Consider the following 26,353-nt stretch of genomic DNA (forward strand, 5'->3'; position numbering starts at 1 on the left):
CGATTTTAGAAAGCGTAGGTCATGCTGACCGAGATGTTACGCGGCTCGCCATAAACGGCGGAGTCATCCAGATACGAATAGTATTCGCGGTCAAACAGGTTGTTGACGTTTGCCTGCACCGCCAGCTGTTTGGTGACTTGATACTGCGCGAACAGACTCACCAGCGGGTAGCTGCTCTGGTAGAGGCGCTGGGTGTCGCCGTCCGGCCCGGTCACGTCTTGATAGACCCGATTCTGCCAGTTCGCACCACCGCCGATAGTCAGCTCCGGCATCACCGGCACACGGTAGCGGGTGAACAGCTTCAGCTGCGTCTGCGGCGCAAAGCTGTTATAGCGTCCAGCGTTGTCCGTCGCAACGTAGCGCGTGGCGCTGAAGGTGAGCTGTAGGTTATCGGTGACCGCACCGTTAACCTCGAACTCTGCCCCTTTGCTCACCGCACCGCTGGTCGAACGATACGCTTGTTCACTGGAGCCATTGACGAACTCACCGCTCACCGCTTCTGGCGCGTTGTCCTGCTCAATACGGAATACCGCGAAGTTCGTGGTTAAACGTCCGTCCGCCCAGTCAGCCTTGAGACCCGTTTCATAGTTCTTGCCGGTCACCGGCGACAGCCATGAACCTCCGGCGGAACGTTTGGTCTGCGGCGCGAAAATCGAGGTATAGCTGGCGTAGGCCGACAGGCTTTCGGTCAGGTCATACACCAACCCACCGTACGGCGTGATGTTGTATTTGCGCATATCGCCGCTGCTGCCGTCGGTGCTGTACTGGGTGTAGCGCGCGCCGATAATCAGCGACAGCGGGTCGGCAAGCGAGAGGCGCGCCGCCGTATAGGCCGACTTCTGCCTCACAATATCGTCGGCGTTCTGATACCAATCGCCCCACTCCGGCTGCGCGACGCTGCCGTCCCAGTTATTATCAAAGATACCAATCTGGCTGGCATCCATCGGCCCATCCTGGCTGAAGGTGGCGTTGTGCTGACGGCTGTAGCTCGCGCCAGCCATCAGCTGATGTTGCCGCCCCAGCAGCTTGAACGGCCCGCTGGCGTAGGTATCGAAGGAGTCGACGGTGCGCTTGCCTTTATCTTTACTGCCCCAACCGGTCGCGCCGTCGCCGGTATCCGCATCCGGGTTGCCCATCACGTACAGCAGCGTGTCGTTGAAGGTCTGCTCGCCGTGGGTGCCGTTGAAGCGATACGACCAGCCGTTATCCCATTCGTGGGTCAGGTCGATAAACACCTTGCGGGACTCTACCTGATAGCGCGTCCAGTCTGCCGCCGTGTTGGTGCTGCGGTCATAGTGCGTGCGCGCACCATTGCTGTAAAGGCTCGGCAGGCCGCCCCACGTTGGGTTGCCGGTGTTGGACTTCTGGTAGTCCCAGCCCAGCGACACGGTAGTGCTGTCGGTAAGATCGGCATCCACCACGCCATAGAGGAATTTCTTGGTTTTATGGTAGCGGTCCAGCCAGCTGTCCTGATCCTGATAGCCGGTCACAATACGCCCGCGCAGGCTGCCGTCTGAATTCAGCGGTGTCGAGAGATCGGCAACATAGCGCTGCTTATTCCAGCTGCCGTAGCTAGCGCTGATATTACCGGTTGCCACTTTGCTGTCCGCCCGTTTGCGCACCATATTGACCGTCGCGCCCGGGTCGCCTGCACCGGTCATTAAGCCGTTGGCACCGCGTACGATCTCAATACGGTCATAGATGGCGGTATCCTCCGCCGCATCGCCGTAGTTCCAGGCATCTCCCAGCGAGGTGGGAATATCATCGTAGGAAAAGTTGGTTATCTCAAAACCGCGTGAATAATAATAGCTGCGCTCAGAGTCAATCTGCTGCGATGAGACGCCGGTGGCGTTGGTCAGCACCTCATCTACCGTTTGCAGGTTCTGGTCCTGCATGCGCTGGTGCGTAACCACGCTGACGGACTGTGGGATATCACGCGGTGCCAGATTCATTTTGGTGCCCGCGTGGGTGGTTTTTACCGCATAATCCTGCTGCTCATCGGCCGCACTTTCCCCGCTGCCGTAGACCACCATCTCCTGACTGGTTTCTGCGGCCTGAGCCTGGTGAACAAAGCCGTGAATCGCCAGCGCAAGAAGCGAAACGGTGAGCGGTTTCCCGCTGATTTCCCTGCCATTAAAGAACATATTGGGTCCCATCAGATCTTGTTGTTGTGAGTGAGGTCTTGCCGCTCGCAGCGCCAGGAAATGACGCGCCTTTCCGTAAGCTTTGAGCTGCGTAAAAAAGCGACAATGACAACAAATGAGAATGCCAATGATAATCACTCGCTTTATGCAGCGCAGTTGGTTTTATCGGTTAAATGTAAGTAAATGTATATTTCTTTATTTTCATATCGTTGCCCTGGTTTTACGCCTGTCTTTCCCTGAGTTTTCCACGGCGCTTATGCGTTACCGCGAAAAATGGCTATCGGCGAATTTGTGCATTTGTGATAAATAATTATGATTCTCATTCTTATTAAAATATCCCGTCACCGCACTGCCTCTGCCGGGAACCGCTTATCCAATGATGGAGTTTCGAATGGTATCGTTATTCAGCCCGCGCAAAACGGCGCTCTGCGCCGCACTCGTTGCCGCTTTTACCCTCCACTCGCTGCCTGCTCTTGCTGAAAACGCACAGCCTGCCGAGAGCGCTGCGGCGCTGAAGACGGCTGCGGGCGTCACGCAAAACGCGCTGGGTGATGGTTTGTATGAAATGGCGCTGTTCTCCGGCGAGAAATCGCTGTTTGTGGCCAGCGCGCAGAGCTTTAAGGACGTCAACGGCGGCGTGATTTATCGCGTAGACCCCACTTCGCTGGCTGTCACCGGCACCACCCATACCGACCTGAAAAACTTTGGTATGGCGGTCGATAGCGATGGCAAAACGTTTTACGTCACCAACTCGCTGGACGGCGGCGTGTCAAAGGTTGATGCGAAGAGCGGCAAGGTGCTGCAGCGTCTGATGCTCGATGGCAAAGACAAAGACGGTGACCCGGCAGGCGCGCGTGAAGTGCTGTTCCACGATGGGCTGCTGTTTATCGGCCGTGTCGCCGAGCCGGGTTATATCTCGGTTGTCGACGCCAAAACCATGACCCAGAAGGCGCGAATTGATAACGCGGGCAAATGGGTTACCGGCATCATCTATTCACCGGTGACAAAACGTATTTACGCCACCAACGGCGCTGGCGAAGTGCTGGTTATCAACCCGCAAAGCTATAAGATTGAGCAGCGCTGGACGCCGGGCGACGGCAAAGAGTACCTGCTGCTGAATATGGCGGAAGACCCAAAAACCGGCCGTCTGTTTGTCACTGATGATTCCAAAGCCAAAACCACGCTGGTGTTTGATGAGCATACCGGTAAGGTCATTAAACGCATTGAGGGTGACGCACTGGGCATCAAGTTTGACGCGAAGCGTAACGAACTCTTTATCAGCCAGCGTGAGTCGAAGAAGGTGCTGCGCCTGGATGCCACCAGCTACGCCGTGAAGCAGAGCTGGGACTTCACCACTCACCCGAACAGCCTGCTGCTCTCCGATGACGGCAACACGTTGTACGTGACCCTGAAGCAGGACTTTAATAAAGACTACTCGACGAAGGGGCCGGATAGCGTAGCGCGCATTGTGCTGAACTAACCTGCCGTACTAACCCCATCTGGTACGGTGCGACATCGTACCGGATGGCGATTCTCTTTTCCGGTCTGCATTATTTACGCTTTAGAAACATGCATTTATTATTCGCTTTTTTTTATACCTTTTTTTAACCCCACCATCACCGCCAGGATAATACTCAGCTAAAATAATCATCATTGATTATTTTCATAACCCATTAGGAGCATTCAGTTAATACTTTATTATTGATGCTTATTGCCATGCCGCTCATATCTGAAGTATGTTATTTTGTATATGCAAATAATTAAACAATTCGGTCTTCTTTATTAAACAATCCGGTATATACAGCGCCATGCCCCCTCCGTATAATTTCGCGCTGTCGTACATTAAGGTTAAGTTATGCTCAAGCACGTTCAGGATATGGCGCTTTTTGCGCTTCTCGTAGAAAACGGTTCATTTACCAAAACCGCCGCTGAACTGGGTATGACAAAGTCGCGTATCAGCCAGCGAATGAGTGCTCTTGAGGAATATCTCAACGTCAGGTTGCTGAATCGCACGACGCGAAAAATATCGCTGACCGACGACGGCGAGCGCTATCTGGCCTACTGCCATGAAGTGGTGGACGCCAGCGTACGCGGCGATAAAACGGTGCAGGCGCTGCATAATCAGACCGGCGGCAAGCTGAAGATTATTGCCCCACCGGGATTTATGGCGAGCATTTTACCCGCCGTGCACCATCAGTTCCTGCAAACGCATGCCAACATTGAGCTACAGCTAATTACCGCAGACTCTTTCTATGGCAACGTTGGCAGCGAGTTTGACGTGGCGTACCGTATCGGTAAGCCTTCTGATGACACCTGTATTGGTCGTTTCCTCGGGACATTTAACCGCTTTATCGTCTGTACGCCGCAGTACCAGGCCGCGCACGATATTCAGCACCCTGAGGCGCTGCAGTCCTGTGAACTGATTACGCACCAGACCTGGAAAAGCATTGCGCTATTCCAGCACGATGAGTCTTATGAATTAGCGATGCCGTTGCGCCATACCAGCGACAATCTAACCTATATTTTGCAGCAAACGTTGCAGGGTACCGGGGTAGCAATTTTACCCGAATATATTGTTAAGCCGTATTTGCAAAGCGCCCAACTGGTTACGCTATTACCTCTGTGGGAGGTTCAGAAAATAGATCTCTGGATGATCTACCAAAGCAAAACGCATAACCCTGCGGTGCTTCGCGACTATATTAACTTTGTGACCCAGTATAACGTGATACAAAATGCCATGTAATCTCCCGTGGCGATATTAACTATTTTTCCAACCACTCATCTCGATAAGTTAAGATAATGACTATTTGTACTATTTCGCCAGAAGAAAAATCGCTGCTCATTTTTAATCAGAAAAATAAAATGGACAAATACTGGAATCTCTATTCCATGGAGCTTATCACGCAAATCACCACGACCGGGCGGCAGTATCATCACTATATTCAGCCGAGCGAAAAAGGCCGTCTCTGCGTGTGCGTTTTCGATGGCGTCTACATCAATATTATTCGCACACGCCTTTTTGGCGAAATCGAGATCCATTTCGAAGTGGAATCCGCCGAGCTTGGCCGCATTGAACTTCCATCCGCCTGTATCGACATGCAGGGTAACCTGGACCGCCACATTTCTATTAATGATAAAGCCAGCGTGTTTGCCCATTACCTGGAGCGCCTGCAGGTGGTTTACGACTCTATTTTAGCGCTGTCCCCAGAGAAGGCGTAAACCATGATCGTCAGGCCGGAGCAAACCTGGCTGCGGAAATTATTCTCATGGCGCGGTTCCATCATGAGAAAAATTTCTCCTCAGCTCTGTTTCTTTATCATGCTGAATATCGTCTATCTGTATGTGCTACCGCTCTTAAATCTGCACGGCATCATCGCCAAGGAGAGCTCGTTTTACTTTATCGGTATCTCGATTTCGATATCGGTGTTTATCGGCTTTCGCAACAACACGGCCTGGCTGCGCTACTGGGAAGCACGCAAACTGTGGGGCGATCTGCTCATCGTGAGCCGGTCGCTGATGCGCGAGGTCATCAATACCACCAAGGCGAGCCCAGAAGAAAAAATGGCGGTACTGGACCTGATTGTTACCTATTGCGCCACGTTAAAAGCCAAGCTGCGTCATGGGCCGGTGCCGGTTTCGCGCGCGCTGGACTATCAGCATCTCACCACCCCCTGCAACGCCCTGCTGCAAAATATTGGGCAGTGGCTGTATCTGCATCGGCCCGATGAGTTTATCTATCGCAATTTCAATCATTATCTCAATCAGATGAGTACCATCCAGGGCGGCTGCGAGCGCATCAGCAACACGCCGATTCCCTATGCCTACTCGCTGTTGCTGCACCGGACGGTGGGCATTTTTTGCGCCGTATATCCGCTGCTGCTGATCCATGATTTTGGCTTTATGACCCTGCTGTTTTCTATCTTTACCACCTACGCGCTGCTGGCGCTCGACGCTATCGCGACCGAACTGGAAGACCCATTCGGTACTGAAGATAACGACCTGCCGCTTAACGCGATTTGCAATGCGATTGAGATAGACCTGCGGGAGATGATGAAAGACAGTCTGATACCAACAAAAATGGCGCCGGACGCCAACTACCGGCTGCTTTAAGGTTTCCCCCCTCACCCTGGCCCTCTCCCCACCGGGAGAGGGAGCGGTATGGTCCTGTTTTCAGCGGATCACATCGTAGACCGATTTCTGAATCGTCAGCCACTTTTTGCTTTCAGCATCGCCCGTTGCTTTACTGCGCTGCTGAGCGTTATCCACCGCCAGACGCTGACGCGCCACCACGGCGGGAGTGGTGCAAAACGCCTGTAGATAAGATTTTCGAATCGCGCTGAGCTGAGCGCCGCGCGACAGTTCGAGCGTGAGCGTATTGATAAACCGTCGACAGGGTTTCAGTTCATCCATTTGCAGGTGATAGCGCAGCAGCAGGTTCAGCACCTCTTCGTGCTGGGCCGCCATCGCCGAGTCCGTCCAGGCGAGCTGCCAGGTCATCCCGCCGCGTAAAAACAGCGTCGTTACCTCAAGATCATTACGATCGATAGCCGCCCGCAGCGCATTGCGATCCCATAAGATCCCGCGTCTGGCCAGCAGATCGCGAGGAGAGGCCGTCGTTGTACTCTCTGCTTGTGCCACGGTAACCGGCGGTGGCGGCTCGACGTACGGCCGCGACGTCGGTTCGGAAGTCAACAGGCTGATACCGCCAAGCGCCATCCCCAGCACCGTCACGGCAACCGCTCCCCACAGTACGGCTGCGGCAATTCGCTCATGCGTATCAGAACGTTCACGCGCCTTATGAGACAGGCGTTCAATGCTGTCAGCAATGGGCTTTCCATCAACGCCCCAGGCATGCGCATAATCCTGTGCAAGCGTCCAGTAACGCTGAATTTCACTACCGTCTGCCGCCATCAGGCTAGCGGGATTGACGCGCGTACGCCCTTGCTCGTAGGCGTGCTGTACCGGCGTGGTGACCTGTTCGGTATAGAGCTCTAACAACTGGCACTCAACCTCCGTCAGCGAATGATGCGCCAGCACCTTATTACGCATCCGGCGAACATCTTCGAGAAAGGTATGTAGCGTCAAGCGCTGTTCGGCAAGAAAGGTCAGCGATGCGGCATGGTTAAAAAGCGAAGAGTAGTGGCGGGAGAAGGCCTTTTTATCGACAATCAACAGCGCCAGCTCGCTAAACGTCATGCCATCAAGCACGCTTTCCGTCGGGCTTCGGGAACGCCAGCGCATCACTTCGTGAGAACCAAACTGAACGCTAAGATACTGATGGAGATGCGGAATATCCGGCCAGACCTGCATCACCAGCCCGCGTAGCGTAAGATGGATCGCGCGAATTTGTCGCTCCGCCTGCTCTTGCAGCTGTTCCGCATCGCTGGCGTAGCCGGTGGTAAACATCAGCAGCGGCTGCTGCTGTTTTATCTGTTCCAGCGTCACAACAAAGCGCTCGGCCGCAATCAGCTGATTTTCGGTGGCCGTCTGCCCATGTTCATATGAGGGAATGCCCTGCTGAAGATGACGCAGCTGGAGCATAAATTCGCTCAGCTGGCTGTCGTTAATGTTAAGCCGCTGGGCCACCGCGCCCCAGCCGCCAAGGTTCAATCGCGCCTGATCGAGCTGTTCCAGAAACCACCGGGGATCTTTGCCCTCCGTCACGCGCAGCTTAAGCAGCGTGAGGATCTCCATCGAGGCCTGGCGAATCACGCTCAGGCAATGCTCATACTGCTGGCCAACCTGTCGCGATAACGTCGACATTTTCCCATTCCTTAATCAACAGCAAGGTTTTTTAGCCTTAGGATTAATATGTTACTGCTTTGTTATTTTTGTCGTTACACCATAGAGCAATTCAGGCAAATTAACAGTCCCGCGCCACCTATCAGAATGAGAAATTATGATCGCGCTCACCACCGAACGTTTAAGCTGCACCCTGATTACCGAAAGCGACTGGTCCTTTTTCCTGGCCTTACAGCAGCACCCGCAGGTAATGCGCTATGTGGCAGATAGCCGAAGCGAAGAGGAGATTCGGGCAGCCTTCGACGCACGCCTGCACCCCTGGACGCCGGGAGCCGAACACTGGCTGTGTCTGGTGGTGCGCGACGCCGCACAAACGCCGCTGGGGATAACCGGCTATATCCATCGTGATAGTGACTGCGCCGAGGTTGGTTTTTTGTTTTCCCCACAGGCGCAGGGAAAAGGCTATGGCAGCGAGTCGCTGCGCGCGGTCTGCGACTACGCCTTCCGGCATGGCGGTATACGACGGCTGACGGCGACGGTCACCGCAGGTAATATCGCCTCCCGACGTACGCTGGAAAAGCAGGGCTTTATGCTGGAAGGCGAGCTACGCGAAAGCTACTTCCTGGCCGGGCAGTGGCAAAATGACTGGCTTTTCGGCTTACTGAGTCATGAGTTTGATACGTCCCAGACATCCGGCCAATAGTCCCGTGTGGACGACTCTTTTACACTCCTCATTCCATTGAATGAGGGCCAAAGATGTTACATGTCGCTACGCCAAGCCTGCTGGGGCTGGAACTAATAAAGCAGTATCAGGGGCTGTCGCTGGAAAAGTATCAGGATGCAGATGGGTTGTGGATCGTGGGCTACGGGCATTTGATTCGCGACCAGGAACGTTTTGATGGGCCGATTACGCTCACTCAGGCCGAGCAATTGTTTCAGCAGGACGTGGATTATTATCACCAGGTGCTGCACCGTTGCATGAAGGTGCCATTAAACCAGCATCAGTCCGATGCCCTGATGTCGCTGGCCTTCAGTCTGGGGCCAGAAGCCGTACAGCAGTCAACTATCGTGCGTGAGATGAACCAGGGTCATATGGCGGATGCGCTGGCGCTCTGGCAGCAACAAGGGGCGTCACAGACCAGCCTGGCGACGCAGCGCCAGGCTGAAGCGGCGTTATTCCGTGGCGATATGAGCTGAAGCTTCCCGATTATTCATCAGCATAGCGGCCTGCGTGCGATTTTTAACACCCAGGCGGCGATACAGTGATTCGAGGTGCGCTTTTACGGTGCCAGCGCTAATATTCAGCGTTCGGCTAATTTCCTTATTCGACTCACCATTGGCCAGCAGCGATAATATCTCACGCTGACGCTGACTCAGATTATCCAACCCCTGTTTTTCCTGCTCATATTCCATTCGCCAATCGCCCGGCAGGCAAATCAGACCGCGCATGACGCTTTTGATCGTCTGTACAAATATCTCGACGCTGGCATCCCTGGGGATAATCGCCTGTAGGTTATAGGCCATCATATCGTTCAGCCAGGCACGGTTATAATCATTCACAATGATAATGCCCTTTGACTCCGGAAACTGCTGGTACTTTTCCTGCAGCAGCCACTGACAGAAGCCGTGATCAAGGCCGCCGTCAAGAATCAACAGCGCATCCGGATGCTGTAACAGTTGCCGCCACAGGTCATCGGCCTGACTGACAGCAGAAATATCAATTCCTGGAATATGTTCCTGTAAGCTGATTTTCATTCCATGAATAAATATTGACTGCCTGTCAAACATCACTACCTGCATAATGGATTCCCCATATCAAAATAAAACGAATTCTAATGGCGTGCAGAGTAATCCCCACAACCTTAAATAAGAACTCGCCGTTTGGCCTGGGTCATTTTACGTAGATATCGGGCGATCTAAACATCATAATTATGAATACTTACAACCGTCACACCACCATTACGCATTCACATATGTCATCATATTTTAATTAAGAAATGGATTAGATAAGTGTGTCGCTACGATAATATTAATTAAATGGGAATGTAGGTTATTGCGAGGATAGGCGGAAGTAAAGGGAATAATAATTCCTGATTAAGACTATTTTCCGCACGATAGGTAAATAACGCCTTTGCAAAGCAAAGGCGTTATTGCAGTCTTAGAGGAACATGCCGCCCGAAACTTCGATGCGCTGCGCGGTCATCCAGCGCAGGTTATCGCTCAGCAGCGCGGCAATCGCATCGCCAATATCATCCGGCAGCCCAACGCGACCCAGCGCGGTTTGCGACGCCACGTACTTGTTCAGGTCGTCGTTATCGCGAACGCGGCCACCGCCAAAGTCGGTTTCAATCGCCCCTGGCGCAATGATGTTGACCGAAATCCCGCGCGCCCCCAGCTCTTTTGCCTGATAGCGGGTCAGCACTTCCATCGCCCCTTTCATTGAGGCGTAGGCGGCATAGCCCGGCAGCGCAAAACGCGCCAGCCCGGTCGAGACGTTGAGGATGCGTCCGCCATTTTCCATCAGCGACAGCAGCGACTGAGTCAGGAAGAACGGTCCCTTGAAATGGATATTCATCAGCTCATCAAATAGCGTCTCGGAGGTCTCAGCAAAGGAGGCATACAGGCCAATCCCGGCGTTGTTCACTAAATAATCAAACGTCTCGCGACCCCAGACCTGATTCAGCGCTTCTTTCACCTGCTGAGTAAAGGCCGCAAAGCTGGCAACATCGCTGACGTTCAGCTGTAATGCTACGGCTTTCGCTCCTTTTTGCTCAATTTCGGCCACAACTTCCAGTGCGGCATCACGTTGACTGTTGTAGGTGAAGATAATATCCGTTCCCTGCGCGGCCAGCTTCAGCACCGCATTTTTACCGAGTCCGCGGCTACCGCCGGTCACTAACGCAATACGTTGAGTCATGGGAAACCTCATTTCAGTGGGTGTGTTCGTTGAGAACAAGCTTATTAGGTGATAAAAGAACAATAAATATCCCTGATTACGCTTCACTGTCTCATTCAGAACAACAATAGGGCATGCTGATGGATAAAATTCACGCAATGCAACTGTTCATCCGCGTCGCTGAACTGGAGAGTTTTTCCCGCGCGGCGGATACCCTTGGCCTTCCTAAAGGTAGCGTATCGCGACAAATTCAGGCGCTGGAAAACCATCTGGGTTGCCGCCTGCTGCACCGCACCACTCGACGGGTGCTGCTGACTCAGGATGGGATGGTCTACTACGAGCGCGCTAAAGATTTGCTGAGCAACCTCGACGAACTGGACAGCATGTTTCAGAGCGACCCCAGCAGCGTGAGCGGGCGGCTGCGCGTGGATATGCCGGTAGGTATCGCCCGTAAGGTGGTGATCCCCAAACTGCCCGCTTTTTTGCAGCACTATCCCGGCATTGAGCTTGAGCTCAGCAGCAGCGATCGCTTAGTCGATGTGATTCGCGAAGGATTTGACTGCGTAGTACGCGTGGGGTCGTTGAAAGATTCAGGGCTGATTGCCCGGCCGCTCGGCAAACTGACCATCATTAACTGTGCTAGTCCAGGCTACCTGGCGCGCTTTGGCTATCCCGAGTCGCTGGACGACCTCAGCAACCATGCGCTGGTGCACTACGCCACCAATCTCGGCGTGCGCCCGCAGGGGTTTGAAGTAGCGAAAGAGGGCGGCACCAGGTGGGTCAAAACCGGCGGCGTGCTGACGGTGAACAGCACGGAAACCTATCATGCTGCCTGCCTGGCAGGGCTGGGGATTATTCAGGTGCCGCGCGTTGGCGTGCGCGAAGCGCTGCACAGCGGCGAGCTGGTTGAAATTCTCCCGCAGCATCGGGCCGAGCCGATGCCGGTGTCGTTAATTTACCCGCACCGTCGTAACCTATCGCGGCGGGTACACCTGTTTATGGAATGGTTAACCGGCGTGTTGCAGGGATATGTGGATTGATCCCGGCGGCGCTTTGGGTTGCTTGGACGAGGTGCAACGCACCGACTCCGGGGAACCCTCTATACTTAAGTAAAAGCAATAAAAAGGAAAATCTCCCTGATGACGTCGGAAAACAACGATAAACGTCTACAGCAAAAGGCTAGCAAGGCGCTGGACAGCGTCACCACCACGGCGCAGAAGATTCAGCGCCAGCCGGTCATCGCCCACCTGATTCGCGCCGCTGAGCGCTTTAACGATAGGCTGGGAAATCAGTTTGGCGCGGCTATTACCTACTTTTCATTCTTATCGATGATCCCCATTCTGATGGTGTCGTTCGCCGCCGCCGGCTTTATTCTTGCCTCGCATCCGACGCTGCTACAGGACATCTTCAATAAGATCCTGGCCAACGTCAGCGACCCGACGCTCGCCGCCACGCTCAAAAGCACCATCAACACCGCCGTGCAGCAGCGTACCACCGTCGGCCTGGTCGGCCTGTGTATCGCCCTCTACTCCGGCATCAACTGGATGGGCAACCTGCGCGAGGCTATTCGCGCCCAGTCGCGCGACGTCTGGGAACGCACGCCGCAGGATCAGGAGGCCATCTGGATTAAATACTTGCGTGACTTCGTGTCGCTGATTGGCCTGCTGATTGCGCTGATTGTCACCCTTTCCATTACCTCGGTGGCCGGGTCGGCGCAGCAGCTGATTATCTCAGCGCTCTATCTCGATAGCATTGAGTGGCTGAAGCCCGCCTGGCGCTTGATAGGTCTGGCAATTTCGATCTTCGCCAACTACCTGCTGTTCTTCTGGATTTTCTGGCGACTGCCCCGCCACCGCCCGCGTAAAAAGGCGCTGATCCGCGGCACCTTTATTGCTGCTATCGGCTTTGAGGTGATCAAAATCATCATGACCTGGACGCTACCGACGCTGGTGAAATCCCCGTCCGGCGCCGCGTTTGGTTCCGTGCTTGGCCTGATGGCGTTCTTCTACTTCTTCGCCCGCCTGACGCTGTTCTGCGCCGCGTGGATTGCTACGGCGGAGTACAAGGACGACCCGAGAATGCCGGGGAAAACCCACCGCTAACCGCCCGGTTGGGCTGAAAATTTCAGCCCAACCCACCGAATTAGCATATAAATCCAGCCTGTAACTTTTATTTAACCAAAAACCAGTTTTATCATCTAATTTACGAAAAATGTGAAGCATTTCATGTTTGATAATTTACTGGTATAAAAATTATCCACTTTTTGCCCCTCTTTTCACCATTTTACAATCCTGTTACAGATTGAAATGTCGCTTTTGCTATGTCTAATATGGCCTTTCGTTCGCTATACATATTAGAAAAGACTATGACCAGCACAACACTCGATAACGAACAGGCTTCCGCTCCGGTTAACTCGCGTAATAAGGTCGTCGTGGCCTCACTCATCGGCACCGCCATTGAGTTCTTCGACTTCTATATTTACGCCACCGCTGCGGTCATCGTGTTCCCGCATATCTTCTTCCCACAGGGCGATCCGACGGCGGCAACGCTGCAATCGCTGGCAACGTTCGCTATCGCCTTCGTCGCTCGTCCTATTGGTTCCGCGCTCTTCGGCCACTTCGGTGACCGCGTCGGGCGTAAGGTCACGCTGGTCGCTTCGCTGCTGACCATGGGGATCTCCACCGTGGTTATCGGCCTGCTGCCGAGCTATGCCTCCATCGGCATTATGGCTCCAGTCCTGCTGGCGCTGGCGCGCTTTGGCCAGGGTCTCGGTCTTGGCGGTGAATGGGGCGGCGCGGCGCTGCTGGCGACGGAAAACGCCCCGCCACGCAAACGCGCGCTGTACGGATCCTTCCCGCAGCTGGGCGCACCGATTGGCTTCTTCTTCGCTAACGGCACCTTCCTGCTGCTCTCCTGGCTGCTGACCGACGAGCAGTTCATGACCTGGGGCTGGCGCGTTCCATTTATCTTCTCTGCGGTGTTAGTGATTATCGGCCTGTACGTGCGCGTCTCGCTGCATGAAACGCCGGTGTTCGCCAAGGTCGCTGCCGCTAAGAAACAGGTTAAAGTGCCGATGGGCACCCTGCTCAGCAAGCACGTGCGCGTGACGGTACTTGGCACCTTCATCATGCTGGCGACCTATACGCTGTTCTATATCATGACCGTCTACTCGATGACCTACAGCACCGCCGCCGCGCCGAATGGCCTGGGGCTGCCGCGTAACGAAGTCCTGTGGATGCTGATGCTGGCGGTGATTGGGTTTGGCGTGATGGTGCCGATTGCAGGCCTGCTGGCGGACCGTTTCGGTCGTCGCCCAAGCATGATTGTGATCACCAGCCTGATTATCATCTTCGCGCTGTTCTTCTTCCAGCCGCTGCTGGGCTCCGGTAATCCGGCGCTGATTATGCTGTATCTGCTGGTTGGCCTGAGCCTGATGGGTCTGACCTTTGGCCCAATGGGCGCGCTGCTGCCGGAGCTCTTCCCAACGGAAGTGCGCTATACCGGGGCATCGTTCTCCTACAACGTGTCGTCGATTCTGGGTGCGTCCGTTGCGCCATACATCGCGGCCTGGTTGCAGAGTAGCTATGGGTTATTCTACGTGGGTGTCTATCTGGCAGCCATGGCGGCACTGACGCTGATTGCGCTGCTGCTGACGCACGAAACGCGTCACGAATCACTCTAAAATAATGGAGCTGGCCTACATCACGTAGGCCAGTTTCACACCAGATTGATCATCAAGGATTCCAGCGTCGACATCGGCACTGGTCGAGAAAGGAAATAGCCCTGCGCGGCGGCAGCAGGTGAGTTTTGAATTTCGCGCCACTCTTCCAGCGTTTCAACCCCCTCCACAATCACCCCTTCGCAATAGCGATTCATCAGCTCAATCAGCAGAATAAACAGTTTGCGGCCTTCAGGGGTTTTGCGCAGCATAATGAACAGATCGCGGGCCACTTTAATGTAGTCGTAGCGCACTTCATTCAGCGCCGAGAAGTTAGCCATACCGGTGCCGAAGTCATCCAGCCACAGCGGGCCAAATTCGCACAGCGAGGCCACCGTGGAATCTTGCGGCAGCGCCATGTGCTCCACCAATTCAAAGCGTAGCCAGGGCAGCGTTTCAATCATCGTTTTCAGGATCCGGTCCTGACGCATTTCCAGCAGCGTGGGCGCATCGACGTTGACCGATGCCAGCACCTTATTTTGCTCAAAGAAATGCTTCCTTTTTGCCAGCATCGTCACCTGTTCTTTGATGACATGGATGCGCTGGCCGATAGAAACTGCAGCGAAGTAACGATCCGGGGCAATACGTTTTTGTGGTTGAGAGGGATGGGTCACTATCGTTAACACTTCAATCGCCATCAAGCGGCCCTGAATGGTGTAGATAGGCTGGTAGGTATAGACACGCTCACACTCTTGCCAGTAACGCAGTTGCTGTAGGCTTTCCAGCTCCGCATCAGGTACTCTCGCCCGCTGGTTCACCTGCTTTAACGTCATTTAAGCTTCCTGTGAAGAGAGGGTCAGAGGGTCTAGTGATAAAGTTATCGGCGGGGCAAGTGAGAACTTTATGTTCAGTTTGAGCCATTTTATTTTCACTAAAGAGGATAAATCGGCCGTAACACGCGCTAGCTCAAAAAAAATAATGGAACGTTGTTTTAATATAGTTGACCAACGAATAGCCACAGCGCACACTACGAAAAATTTACCGAATCAGGTTGATGACTATGTCCAAAAAAATTGCCGTGATTGGCGAATGCATGATTGAGCTGTCCGAGAAGGGCGCACAAGTTAACCGCGGCTTTGGCGGCGACACCTTAAACACGTCCGTCTATATTGCTCGCCAGGTCTCTCCTGCTGAACTGAGCGTCAACTACGTCACCGCACTCGGCACTGACACCTTCAGCCAGCAGATGATGGACGCCTGGCAGGCAGAGAACGTCAAAACCGACCTGATTCAACGCATGAGCGACCGTATGCCTGGCCTGTACTACATCGAAACCGATGAGACCGGCGAGCGTACGTTCTACTACTGGCGTAACGAAGCCGCCGCTAAATTCTGGCTGGAGAGCGAGCAGTCTGCCGCCATCTGCGAACAGCTGGCAGGCTTTGACTACCTCTACCTGAGCGGCATTAGCCTTGCTATCCTCAGCCCGGCCAGCCGTGAGAAGCTGATTGCGCTGCTGAAACAGTGTCGCGCTAACGGCGGCAAAGTCATCTTTGACAACAACTACCGTCCGCGCCTGTGGGCCAGCAAAGAAGAAACTCAGCAGGTTTATCAGCAGATGCTGCAGTGCACCGACATTGCCTTCCTGACGCTGGACGACGAAGACGCGCTGTGGGGCGAGAAGCCGGTTGAAGAGGTTATCGCTCGCACTCAGGCCGCAGGCGTGAGTGAAGTGGTGGTGAAGCGCGGTGCAGACTCTTGCCTGGTGGCGATTACCGGCGAAGCGCTGGTTGACGTACCGGCAGTTAAGCTGCCAAAAGAGAAAGTGGTGGATACTACCGCAGCGGGTGACTCCTTCAGCGCAGGCTACCTGTCCGTCCGCCTAACCGGCGGCGACGCGGCAGCAGCGGCGAAGCGCGGTCACCAGACGGCGAGCACCGTAATTCAGCACCGTGGGGCGATTATTCCACGCGACGCGATGCCTGCGTAAGGTTTCGCGGGTATAAAAAAACCTCTTCCGGCTTAGGAGAGGTTTTTTTTCGTCTGTACGTTAAGTGCGGGGGTTTCCCCCCTCACCCCGGCCCTCTCCCCATAGGGGCGAGGGGGAAAACCAAACGGTTCCCTCTCCCTCTGGGAGAGGGTTAGGGTGAGGGGGAAAAACCCGCTACTGCGCCGGCGGAATATCCGTCACATCCTGATGACTCTCTTCCGTCGCCGTGGCAGCTTCTGCCGTCGGTGCCAGCATAATCTTGCCCCACACCTCCTGCAGATCCTTCATATTGAACTCCGGCTCACCGGTTGGCTGCTGAAGGACGAGCGCCATATCCTGCGAAAGCTGCTGGCGCAGATCCTGGTTGAGCATGTCCGGCGTCAGCGACTCGAGGAAGCTCTGACGCAGCTTCTGATACTGTTCCGGGGCGATATCCACCACCTGGTTCTGCAACGAACGCATGCGCTGGCTAATCAACATGTCGGTGTCCATCCGCGCGTAGGTGGCGAACAGTTTTTGCAGCTCCAGCTTCTTCTGCGCAATCAGCGAATCAAACTCATCTTCCGGCAGACCCTTTTCACGAATGGCCGCCAGCTCGCGGGCAACCAGCCCCAGGTTGCTTTCCAGCTTCTCGCCCGGCGATTCCAGGTTGATGCCGCACTGGGCGCGCAGATACAGCACCCGGCAGTCAAAGCCCAGGCCGATATCCTTCATGTTGGTGCGGCTCAGTTTCTGCTGGATATGCCAGAACAGCGCTTCACGCGCCAGGTCGGCACGCCAGTAACGCTGCAGCGCCGCAGACTCACGAATCGGTTGCCACGGCGTGTCCCACATAATAGAGAGACGATCCTGGCGCACCGCGTTGGTCATGATGCTTACCGTTTCCGGTGGAAGCGGCGACAGCGTTGGCACCGCCGCAGGCGTTTCACGTTTCCCCTTCAGCCCACCGAAGGTTTTGCTGATCTGCTCAATGGTGGCACGGCTATCGACGTTGCCGACGATAATCAGCGTCATCGCATCCGGGGTGTACCATTTCTGATAGAACTCGGCGACGTGTTTAGCATCTACCGGCAGTTTCAACGGCTCAGCCGGGTCGTGTCCCAGCATGGTGGAACCCTTCAGACGATAGCGCCACCAGCCCTCTTTGGTATCCTGCGGCCAGGTAGCCACCATATCCTGCACGCCCAGTGCGTAGCTGACGGTGTCCGGTGTAATGCTCAGTTTACCAATTGAGGTCGCGAGCCAGTTCAGCGCCTCTTTCTGTAGGTCGCTGCGGTTGTTCGGCAGGCTCAGGTTAAAGCGGGTGTAATCATAAGAGACAATCGCCGGCGGCAGCGGCCGCTTCGGGTCGATGCTCTGCTGCCACATGGAGCGAGCCTGCATGGTTTGTAGACCGCCATTCTGAGTCAGGGCGATCCGCGGAATAAGGTGGCTATAGCCCGTCTGTTGGGCGCTTTCGTTCAGTGAACCAATATCAATCGAGAGCCGGATTTCTACACGGTCGCTCGGGCGCTGCGGAGTGGCAAGTACCTGCCACTGAAAGCCATTAGACAACGTGCCTTGTTGCCAGGCCGGGTCCGGCTGGAGCGCTTCTGCCTGCACATAGCTGGCTGCTGCCATCATCAGCAAACCACCGGCTAAAAGTCGAATTGTTGTGCCCTGCATGTGAACCCCTGATGAACGTTCCTGGTTATCCCCACCGTCATCCGGGCGACGCGCGCACGGAGGCCAGTGGGTATAAAAGACAACCGCCGCGGGCGATTGCCTAAAATAATGAAGTAAATACGTCAGTTAGACCACACAATCGCAAAAACGTCACATGGCTAAGGAAAATAAAATCTACGGCAACCATAAGCTAACATAGCTAAATAATGACGCCGCCTAATTATGCGCAGGAGCCCGCACTCCAGCAAGGGAGTACGGGCTTAAGTGAGGAGATTAAGAGGATAATTCGTGCGGTTCTTTCGCCGTCGGACGGTTATTGAGCACATCGTCCAGCTGTTTAGCGTCCAGCTGTTTCACGCGTTTCGCCACGACAATGGTCGCCACGCCGTTACCGATAAGGTTAGTCAGCGCACGCGCTTCCGACATAAAGCGGTCGATACCCAGAATCAGCGCCAGACCAGCAACCGGCAGATGCCCCACCGCCGAGATGGTCGCCGCCAGGACGATAAAGCCACTACCGGTCACGCCTGCGGCCCCTTTCGAGGAGAGCAGCAGCACCACCAGCAGCGTCACCTGATGGAAGATATCCATATGGCTGTTGGTCGCCTGAGCGATAAACACCGCCGCCATCGTCAGATAAATCGAGGTGCCGTCGAGGTTAAACGAGTAACCGGTCGGGATAACCAGCCCCACCACCGACTTCCGGCAGCCTAGCTTTTCCATCTTGTCGAGCATACGCGGCAGCGCGGATTCGGAAGAGGAGGTCCCCAGCACAATCAGCAGTTCTTCGCGGATATAGCGGATAAATTTGAAAATGCTGAACCCGGTCGCACGCGCAATCGTACCCAGCACCACCACCACAAATAGAATACAGGTGATATAGAAGCAGATGATAAGCTGGCCCAACTGCACCAGCGTACCCACGCCGTATTTGCCGATAGTAAAGGCCATCGCCCCGAACGCACCAATCGGCGCCAGGCGCATAATCATGTTGATGATGCCGAAGATAACCTGCGAGAAGCTTTCAATAACGTTGAAAATCAGCTGACCCTTGCTGCCCAAGCGGTGCAGCGCAAAGCCAAACATCACCGCAAACAGCAGCACCTGCAGGATGTTGCCGCTGGCAAAGGCACCGATCACGCTGGAAGGAATGATATCCATCAGGAAGGCGATAATACCCTGATCTTTTGCCTGCTCGGCGTACATCGCTACCGCTTTCGCATCCAGCGTTGCCGGGTCAACGTTCATCCCCGCACCGGGTTGCACCACGTTCACAATCACCAGACCGATAATCAGCGCGAGGGTGCTGACCACTTCAAAGTAGAGCAGCGCCACGGCACCGGTGCGCCCCACCGCTTTCATGCTTTCCATACCGGCGATGCCGGTCACTACCGTACAAAAAATAACCGGCGCGATAACCATTTTAATCAGTTTGACGAAGGCATCGCCGAGCGGTTTCATTTGCGCGCCTAATTCCGGGTAATAGTGACCGAGTAGCACACCGATCACTATCGCCGTCAACACCTGGAAATAGAGGCTTTTGAAGAATGAGGTTTTCATAGGATGTCCTTAAGCTATAGCCACAGGAAATGTAGGGATTATTTTTACCTGTTGGCACAAAATAACATCCAAGAAACATTATCGAAATATATGTACGTTAATTTGATACTTAATTGTTAAAACTTTGAGCTGACACGCACAATCGCTAACTCCGATCTCCCGGCAGTAGTGAATTGTCCTTACCGAGATAATCCTGCTCAAAGGTCTCCATCGGGACGGCGCGAGCAAACAGGAAGCCCTGCAAAATATCGACATTCGCCGCCCGCAGCCATGCATATTGCTCTTTATTTTCAACACCTTCAGCAACCATTTTCAGGTTCAGGCTGCGCCCAAGCTGGATGATGGCCGCCACCATGCTGGTGTCTTCCGGCAGGCTGTCGATAAAGATTTTGTCGATCTTCAGAATATCCACCGGCACAGATTTCATATGCTGTAGCTGGCGCAAACCCGCGTAACCCATACCAAAATCATCCAGCGCAATGCGCACACCGGCGTTGCGCAGCGGTCGTAAAATGGCGACAGCGGCTTTCGGGTCGTCAATGCGTCGGCTCTCTGTCACTTCCAGAACCAGTGTACCCGGCGCAATGCGATAGCGGTTGAGCAGGGCCAGCATATCCGACACCATGTCGTGATGCAGAAGCTGCAGCGCCGAGATGTTCACCGACAGCGGCAGCATAATGCCGCGCGACTGCCAGGCCGCCAGCTGTCGGCACGACTCTTCCAGAACCCAGTGCCCCACGGTCACCATCAGGCCGCAGGATTCAATGCTGTCGATCAGATCGTTCGGCAGCGCCCAGCTACCGTCCGGCTGGCGCTGGCGCAGCAGAACTTCCGCGCTGCACACCTTGCCGGTGCTGGTTTCCACCTGCGGCTGGAGCCAGACGGAGAACTGCTCATTGTCCAGCGCGGTCAGGATATCGCTCTCTTCGGTCAGGCGCTTTTGCGCTTTTACCATCTGCTCCGGGTCGAAAAACTCAATCTGGTTTTTCCCTTTGCGTCGTGCGGTAAAGGCCGCCGAGAGCGAGCGGCGATAGAACTGCTCCGCCGTTAACCCGTCGTTATACATCGCAATACCCACGCTGGCGCTCGGGCGCAGCTGAATGCCCTGCAGCGGCAGACGCTCATTAATGATAGTAAGTACTTGCTGACCTAATGTGATGGCATGCCACGGCTCTTTGACGTCATAGGCCAGAATCGCGAAGTCGTAGCCGCTGACCTGCGCCAGCACCATGCGCGGCGAGATCACCTGCTTAATCTTCTCTGCCAGCGTCAGCAGCAGCATTTCACGCTGCTCTTCTTTCAGCACGCCCGCGGTGTCCTGCAAGGTTTCACAGGCGATAGTCAGCAGTGCCACCGGCGTTTTGCGCACCAGGCTCTGTTCGAGCAGCCCTAACAGGAAAGCTTTGTTAGGCAGGTCAGAGACCGGGAAACGGGTCGACTGATTGCTCAGATCGTCATATTGACGTAGTAGCGCCTGCTGATTGCGGTTGTAACTGCGCACCAGCGTACCGATTTCATCATCGTGGTGCAGACGCGGCAGGGAGAGCTGATGCCCGATGCGATCCGCCCCCGGCAGATCGTGAATTTCATAGGCAATGCTGCGCAGCGGCCTGACAATCAGTCGGTTGATGCACCAGGTCAGCGCGACGGTCAGCATTAAAACGAGCAAAAAGTAAGCGGTCACTATCGTTGCCAGCGCGCTCATCACGAACTTATACATACGATAAGGGTCTGCCTGCAGCACCAGGTAGGCCAGCGGCTGCGGGTTAGCAGGCCGTTCCAGCGAATAGAGCGGCAGTGAAATCTGCACCGGGAGTTCAAAAATGCGCGTGATATTGACCGGAACCGGACGTTCCGGAATAAAACTCATGCGTAGCGCCTGAAACTGGTTAGGCAGCACGACATCCGCCCGGCTGACGATGCCGGCAGGCTGAATGCGCCCAAGAATGGCCTCTGCCTCGGGAATATCGGCTTTAAGGATGGCAGCCGACAGCGGCTGACGTACCGAGCGGGCGATGCTCTCTAATTGCACCCCAGTGTTATAGCGATCCTGCTGTACGAAGTGGAACAGTAAAATGAAGCAAAAGACAAATAAAAACAACATGGTAACAACTGCAACCATGGCCATTTGTTTTATTGTAAGGGAACGGCTAACGCGCAAAAGAGCTCTCCACTAATACGAACGTATTGCTCAGGCATTGAGAATAACGAGGCTGGCGGCAAAGTCAAAAGGGACTCCGCCACGATAATTATAACCCGGCAGGGTGCCGGGTTATATAAGACGAATACCTATATTCGGAGCGGTAAAATTACCAGTCTGCGTATGGCGTGAGCGGTTGCGGCGGCATATCGAGGTCGCCCTGCCAGCCAGCGGCGGAATAACGAACGTAGAGCAGCGCGTGGCTTGGGGTGTAATCCTTCGCCTGCTGGATATCAACGCCTGCGCCCACGAACCAGTTGGAACTGACGCGCCGTTCGATAATCGCCCGCGCGGTATAACCAAAGCCCTGGCTGCTGCCCCCGTGGTTTACATCCTCGTGGGCCTTTTTCTTCCAGGTTTGCGGGATCAGGTTCATCAGCGGATAGCGCGGCTCCGTACTGGTGCGCGAATGCGACCAGGAGACCGAACCACCCAGTTCCCATGACCAGTTTTCCGTACGTTCACGCCAGTTAACCGGCACGGCAAACGACACATATTCCTGCGGGCTGTAATAGCCGCCCTGACCGAGGGTATAGCCGCTCAGATCCTTCTGGTAGTGCCAGATCATGTTGTTAAGCCCAACGGTTACCCGGCGGTTATTCTCGTTAATAACCTTGTAGTAATATCCCGTCATCCAGCGAACGCGCCAGTTGTCGTCTACGTTTTTACCTGACAGTTGGTCGCCACCGAGTGAAGCCCATACGCCATTGGCTTCACCTTTGTCGTAGCTCAGGCTAATACCACCGCCGTTAGCGCGGACGCCACCCCAGGTCGTGCCTGTGTGCCCATCCTTGTCATTATCTTTCTGCCCACCAAATGCCAGTAACGAGCTGGAGATCGGACGACGGTGTGCATTAACCGTATAGCCCAGCGGACCGACATCGCTGCTGTAGCTCAGTCCACCAACCACATCCACCACGTTAAAGCCCATCGGGGTGGTGCCAATATCCGCGTTCCAGGTGTCATTTTTCCAGCCAATGGCTACGCTGGCGCCGCTGTCGCTTTGGTGCGTTGACCCGCTACAGGCGGATAAATCACAGGTGCCCCACTGTTTCTTATACTGGTCATTTTTATCGGTGGAGAAACTCCCCGCGTCCATATTCACCAGATCCGAACGGAAGAACATCCGGCCATCAGCCAGCGGCGCATCGACCTGTAACATAGTGGTATGCGCTTTCAGGTCGGAATAACCGCCCGTACCGCTGGAACCCCAGAAATCATGCTGCAAGGTGACGTTCAGGTCCTGCTGACGATAGAGATCCGCCGCGTCACTGCGCACGCCGCGCTTAAGCCAGTCGTCTTTCTCGTCGTTACGCGTCAGGCGGGTAAAGGTATCGTTATCCGCCGGACGCGTTGGGGTGATCTGCGTGGCGACCATCGCATCTTTGTAGGTCTCCAGCGCCTGTTTCGGGTTGCCATCCTGTGCCTGATAGCGCGCGGCATCGCGCAGCACCATCGCCGTATCCATAGACGGCGGCTGGGCTTTGGCCTGAGGAATCAGGGCAGTCATCATTTGCTGTGCCGCCGCAGTATCACCCAGTCTGGCGCTGACCAGCGCAATACGTCGCTGAGTATTGAGCGAACGTTGGCCTTCGGCAGGGAGTTGTGCCAGCTGCTGGCGGGCTGCCAGCGCATTACCGTCAGCGGCATACACTTCCGCCATGCCCAGATGGGCGTCTTCGTCATGCGGGTCTTTTGCCAGCACGGCATTGTATTCAGCCAGCGCCGTAGCATTATCGCCCCGCTGCTGCGCCCAGTCGGCAAGCGTTGAATGAATGCGAGAGGATTCCGGCTGCTGTTTCAGCAGCGCAATTGCCTGCACTTCCTGCCCGCTATCACGCAGGCGGTTGGCCTGAGCAATCAACTGATCGCTGCGCAGACGCTGGTCCAGTTCGCGAATATTATCGGTCCACTGTGCTGTCGGCAGCGCGGCCAGATGCGTCAGCGCTGCCTGATCCTGACCGTTACCGGAAAGATAGAGTCCGTTAGCGTAAACCTGGTCGGCATCGGTCGGCTTTTTACGCGCCAGGTTGAGCATCAGGTTGTCGGCTTCACCGCGCTGTCCGGCGCTCACCAGGTCACGGGAGAGGCGATAGGTTATCCACACATCGTCCGGCGAGAGCGCCAGTCGACGGCGCTGAACTTCCGCTGCCTGCGCCCAGTTTCCCTTATTCTCCAGCGCTTCAGCCTGCTGGGAGAGCCGGTCGTTGGTCAGACTACGTTCGATATCGTCAATGCTGCGACGCTGACTAGCAGAAAGGCTGTTGATAAAGGCGGTGGCTTTCTCCGGCGACTCGGCGCGGTAGATATTTGCCAGACCGCGCACCGCGCTACTGTTGCCGCGATCGAGGCGCAGCGCCTGCTGGTAGAAGCGCTCCGCTGAGGCGCTATCTTTACGCGCCATGGCTACATCACCAAGTCCCAGCACCGCATAGCTGTCGGTGGCATCCAGTTTGCGCACCTGCTGGTAGAAGCTCTCGGCCTGCGCCAGATTATTAGCCTTCAGCGCCGCATCGCCTTTGCGAATCAGCGGCCAGTAGAGTTGCCAGGTCTGCGGCGTGTTGTCCGCTGCCTGCGCTACTTTTTCCTGTTCTACCGCTTTGGCGCGCAGAACCGGGTCCGCCATCTGTTTTTGCTGGTCGGCCAGCATGGCACGAGCGCTGTCCGCCGATTCACCGCTGTTGAAAATCATCAAGTAGCGCTGCAACGCCTGTACGCTGGACGGGCTAGCAGGCTGGTCTTTGATGGCTTTAAACCACAGGTCACTCGCCGGGCCACGCCCGCCCGCCGATTTCGCCATTTGCTCCAGCACGTTAAAGGCTTCATCTCGCTGATTCGCGGCGAGCAGCATATTGGCAAGCGTCATCTGCAGGCCAACGTTGCCAGGGTTCTGCTTGTTCAGCGTTTGCAGGTGTTTGACCGCTTCATCGCGTCGGGCCGGGATTTTCGCTACCGCAGTCCAGTACTCCACCGCGTAGTCGCCGTCCGGCGGCGGGCCGTTGAAGGCTTTTTCGTAGTCGGCCAGCGCTTCCGGAACGTGCCCGGTAGTGGCCAGCAGTCGCGCCTGTTGCAGCGCCTGACGTCCGGCATCGGTGTTCAGGCCAATCTCAATGCGAGAAGCGTTATATTCCGTTGAATTTGGTGCCACCTGCGCCAGCTTTTGCAGCTGCTTTTGCGCACCGGCGGTGTCGCCCTGGCGCAGCAGATAGCGCAGACGCGCCGCCAGCACCTGTGGATTGTTGGGATTAATCAGCTCCAGCCGGTACAGCGATTGCTGCACCAAATCATCCCGTTTGCTGGCTTCTCCAAGACGCACCTGGTTGAGCAGCTGTTCTTCTGCCGAGGTGTCCGCATAGCCCGGCTGTACCAGCGTCAGGCCCAGAGAGAGGGTGATTAAACTTAGTGTGAACTTGCGCATTCCTGGCCCCAGTCAGGTAGTAATTCGCCGCGGGCGCTGAAGCGAAAACGGTGTTGATCCCAGCCCTGACCAAAGAGGGTCAGAACATAATTGTAATAAGCATCCGCGCTGGGAAAATGATCGGCCACACGCTGGCGCTGAACGGCCTGCGCATCGCGATTTTGTAGGAATGGAATCAGCGAAGCTGAAAAACCGACCGGGCCGTCGCCGGTCACCGCCCCGGTGGCAATCGCCACTTTTTCCGGGGGAACGCCCTGCTTCACGGTCTGTGCCGCCATCGCGTTAAAGCGTTTAAGCAGTCGTGCTTTCTGTGGGTCGGCGTCGTGCAGCATGCCCACCCATAAATAGACGCGAATAGCATCGTAGCTGCCCACCACGCTGGCCTCTTTCAGCAACCAGCCCTGTTTCTTGTCGTAGCTCACCCAGTCCGGTGAGAAACCTTTCGGCGCGGTATCAAGCAGCAGCTTCAGGTTGGTATCGCGAAGGGTAGTCCACAGGGCGCCAAATTGGCTGAAATACTGCGCCACCTGCGGTGGGAGATAGCTTGGATTGAAGCGCCAGCGCGTCTCTTCCGCAAAGCCAACGCGGCCGGGTAATAGCATCAGCCCCAGACCGGGAACTTTCACTGTTTCACCCTCAGCAATTTTCGCCAGCAGCGCTTTACCCGTTGCCGTGTAATCGTCATTTTTCCACAGGCGACCGGCTTCCAGCAGCGTCCAGGCAATCCAGACATCCGAATCAGAGGCGGAGTTGCTGTCCAGCACCGTCCACTCGTCATCGCTCTTTTTGCCCCACAGCCAGGCGGGTAGATGCTCGCGCAGCGAACCCTGCGCGAGGTTGTTCTGCGTCCAGCCCAGCAGGCTTGCAAAGGCCTGACGATCGTTCGCGGCGAGGGCAAAGAACAGCGCGTAGCTTTGCCCCTCTGAGGTGGTAATTTTGCGCGCATCGCTAGGATCGATAACGCGCCCTTCCGCGCTGACGTAATCCTGCTTGAACTGCTCCCAGGCAGGCCAGCTACAGGCGGCCTGCGCCTGACCGCCCAGGACACACAGCAGTACTATCCAGCGAAGCATCTTCATC

At 55.3% G+C, this 26,353-nt stretch carries 19 protein-coding genes and 1 pseudogene; 10 read left to right on the forward strand and 10 right to left on the reverse strand.

The features are described from left to right. Positions 1-5: 5 nt before the first annotated feature. Entirely contained in the window at positions 6-2,144 is a 2,139-nt protein-coding gene (gene fhuE, locus AB2B48_RS16580; protein ID WP_368299641.1) for a ferric-rhodotorulic acid/ferric-coprogen receptor FhuE, read from the reverse strand. 391 nt (positions 2,145-2,535) lie between these two features. Between fhuE and AB2B48_RS16585 the strand changes: the two genes are divergently transcribed. The 4 genes from AB2B48_RS16585 (at position 2,536) to AB2B48_RS16600 (ending at position 6,254) form a co-directional block, all read left to right on the forward strand. After that, positions 2,536-3,624: a YncE family protein gene (locus AB2B48_RS16585; RefSeq protein WP_368299642.1), complete on the forward strand. Its 1,089-nt coding sequence runs from the start codon at positions 2,536-2,538 to the stop codon at positions 3,622-3,624. Positions 3,625-3,999: 375 nt separating this feature from the next. Further along, positions 4,000-4,887, forward strand: a complete 888-nt coding sequence (locus AB2B48_RS16590; RefSeq protein WP_368299643.1) for a LysR family transcriptional regulator — start codon at positions 4,000-4,002, stop codon at positions 4,885-4,887. Between the two features lie 56 nt (positions 4,888-4,943). After that, positions 4,944-5,363, forward strand: coding sequence for a hypothetical protein (locus AB2B48_RS16595; protein ID WP_185667398.1), 420 nt, complete (start codon positions 4,944-4,946; stop codon positions 5,361-5,363). A gap of 63 nt (positions 5,364-5,426) precedes the next feature. Then, complete coding sequence (locus AB2B48_RS16600) at positions 5,427-6,254, forward strand: bestrophin family protein (RefSeq protein WP_368299644.1); 828 nt, start codon at positions 5,427-5,429, stop codon at positions 6,252-6,254. 60 nt (positions 6,255-6,314) lie between these two features. Here AB2B48_RS16600 and AB2B48_RS16605 read toward each other — a convergent pair whose 3' ends face one another. Continuing rightward, positions 6,315-7,907, reverse strand: a complete 1,593-nt coding sequence (locus AB2B48_RS16605) for an STY4199 family HEPN domain-containing protein (RefSeq protein ID WP_368299645.1) — start codon at positions 7,905-7,907, stop codon at positions 6,315-6,317. Between the two features lie 136 nt (positions 7,908-8,043). On the opposite strand from AB2B48_RS16605, the gene AB2B48_RS16610 reads away from it, so the two are divergent. Together AB2B48_RS16610 and AB2B48_RS16615 are read left to right on the forward strand one after the other, a co-directional pair. After that, positions 8,044-8,589: a GNAT family N-acetyltransferase gene (locus AB2B48_RS16610; RefSeq protein ID WP_368299646.1), complete on the forward strand. Its 546-nt coding sequence runs from the start codon at positions 8,044-8,046 to the stop codon at positions 8,587-8,589. A 53-nt stretch (positions 8,590-8,642) separates the two neighbouring features. After that, positions 8,643-9,083, forward strand: a complete 441-nt coding sequence (locus AB2B48_RS16615; RefSeq protein ID WP_368299647.1) for a lysozyme — start codon at positions 8,643-8,645, stop codon at positions 9,081-9,083. Here the strand turns inward: AB2B48_RS16615 and AB2B48_RS16620 are convergent. Together AB2B48_RS16620 and AB2B48_RS16625 are read right to left on the reverse strand one after the other, a co-directional pair. Further along, the gene (locus tag AB2B48_RS16620; RefSeq protein ID WP_368299648.1) at positions 9,060-9,686 is read right to left on the reverse strand and encodes a response regulator transcription factor; all 627 of its coding nucleotides are present in this window, start codon (positions 9,684-9,686) and stop codon (positions 9,060-9,062) included. The two genes, AB2B48_RS16615 and AB2B48_RS16620, sit on opposite strands and share 24 nt — an antisense overlap. Positions 9,687-10,044: 358 nt before the next feature. After that, positions 10,045-10,803 (reverse strand): SDR family NAD(P)-dependent oxidoreductase, encoded by a 759-nt coding sequence (locus tag AB2B48_RS16625; RefSeq protein ID WP_368299649.1) that lies wholly within the window; start codon positions 10,801-10,803, stop codon positions 10,045-10,047. 119 nt (positions 10,804-10,922) lie between these two features. On the opposite strand from AB2B48_RS16625, the gene AB2B48_RS16630 reads away from it, so the two are divergent. From AB2B48_RS16630 to AB2B48_RS16640, 3 genes and pseudogenes are all read left to right on the forward strand, one after another. Next, positions 10,923-11,822 (forward strand): LysR family transcriptional regulator, encoded by a 900-nt coding sequence (locus tag AB2B48_RS16630; protein WP_185667405.1) that lies wholly within the window; start codon positions 10,923-10,925, stop codon positions 11,820-11,822. 132 nt (positions 11,823-11,954) lie between these two features. Further along, positions 11,955-12,884 (forward strand): annotated as a pseudogene (yhjD, locus tag AB2B48_RS16635) (inner membrane protein YhjD); the annotation flags it as partial. Between the two features lie 263 nt (positions 12,885-13,147). After that, the gene (locus AB2B48_RS16640) at positions 13,148-14,464 is read left to right on the forward strand and encodes an MFS transporter (protein WP_185667406.1); all 1,317 of its coding nucleotides are present in this window, start codon (positions 13,148-13,150) and stop codon (positions 14,462-14,464) included. A 35-nt stretch (positions 14,465-14,499) separates the two neighbouring features. Here the strand turns inward: AB2B48_RS16640 and pdeH are convergent, their stop codons facing one another. Continuing rightward, on the reverse strand, positions 14,500-15,273 hold the full coding sequence (gene pdeH / locus AB2B48_RS16645) for a cyclic-guanylate-specific phosphodiesterase (protein ID WP_185667407.1): 774 nt from the start codon (positions 15,271-15,273) through the stop codon (positions 14,500-14,502). A gap of 227 nt (positions 15,274-15,500) precedes the next feature. On the opposite strand from pdeH, the gene AB2B48_RS16650 reads away from it, so the two are divergent. Continuing rightward, positions 15,501-16,430 (forward strand): sugar kinase, encoded by a 930-nt coding sequence (locus AB2B48_RS16650; RefSeq protein WP_035893927.1) that lies wholly within the window; start codon positions 15,501-15,503, stop codon positions 16,428-16,430. 174 nt (positions 16,431-16,604) lie between these two features. On the opposite strand, the gene AB2B48_RS16655 is transcribed toward AB2B48_RS16650, so the two are convergent. The 5 genes from AB2B48_RS16655 to bcsZ form a co-directional block, all read right to left on the reverse strand. Then, positions 16,605-18,095: a M16 family metallopeptidase gene (locus tag AB2B48_RS16655; protein ID WP_185667409.1), complete on the reverse strand. Its 1,491-nt coding sequence runs from the start codon at positions 18,093-18,095 to the stop codon at positions 16,605-16,607. Between the two features lie 273 nt (positions 18,096-18,368). Next, complete coding sequence (locus AB2B48_RS16660; RefSeq protein ID WP_185667410.1) at positions 18,369-19,655, reverse strand: dicarboxylate/amino acid:cation symporter; 1,287 nt, start codon at positions 19,653-19,655, stop codon at positions 18,369-18,371. 145 nt (positions 19,656-19,800) lie between these two features. Then, on the reverse strand, positions 19,801-21,816 hold the full coding sequence (gene hmsP, locus AB2B48_RS16665) for a biofilm formation regulator HmsP (RefSeq protein WP_368299650.1): 2,016 nt from the start codon (positions 21,814-21,816) through the stop codon (positions 19,801-19,803). Positions 21,817-21,964: 148 nt separating this feature from the next. Continuing rightward, positions 21,965-25,273 carry a cellulose synthase complex outer membrane protein BcsC gene (gene bcsC / locus AB2B48_RS16670; protein WP_368299651.1) on the reverse strand — a complete coding sequence of 1,103 codons (3,309 nt, stop codon included), beginning with the start codon at positions 25,271-25,273 and terminating at the stop codon, positions 21,965-21,967. After that, a complete protein-coding gene (gene bcsZ / locus AB2B48_RS16675) occupies positions 25,255-26,352 on the reverse strand; it encodes a cellulose synthase complex periplasmic endoglucanase BcsZ (protein ID WP_368299652.1) in 1,098 nt (365 codons plus the stop codon). Before bcsZ ends, bcsC begins: the two co-directional genes overlap by 19 nt. Position 26,353: the final 1 nt, after the last annotated feature.

It is taken from the genome of Kluyvera sichuanensis (genome assembly GCF_040930405.1).
In the GTDB taxonomy this organism is placed as follows: Bacteria; Pseudomonadota; Gammaproteobacteria; order Enterobacterales; family Enterobacteriaceae; genus Kluyvera; species Kluyvera sichuanensis.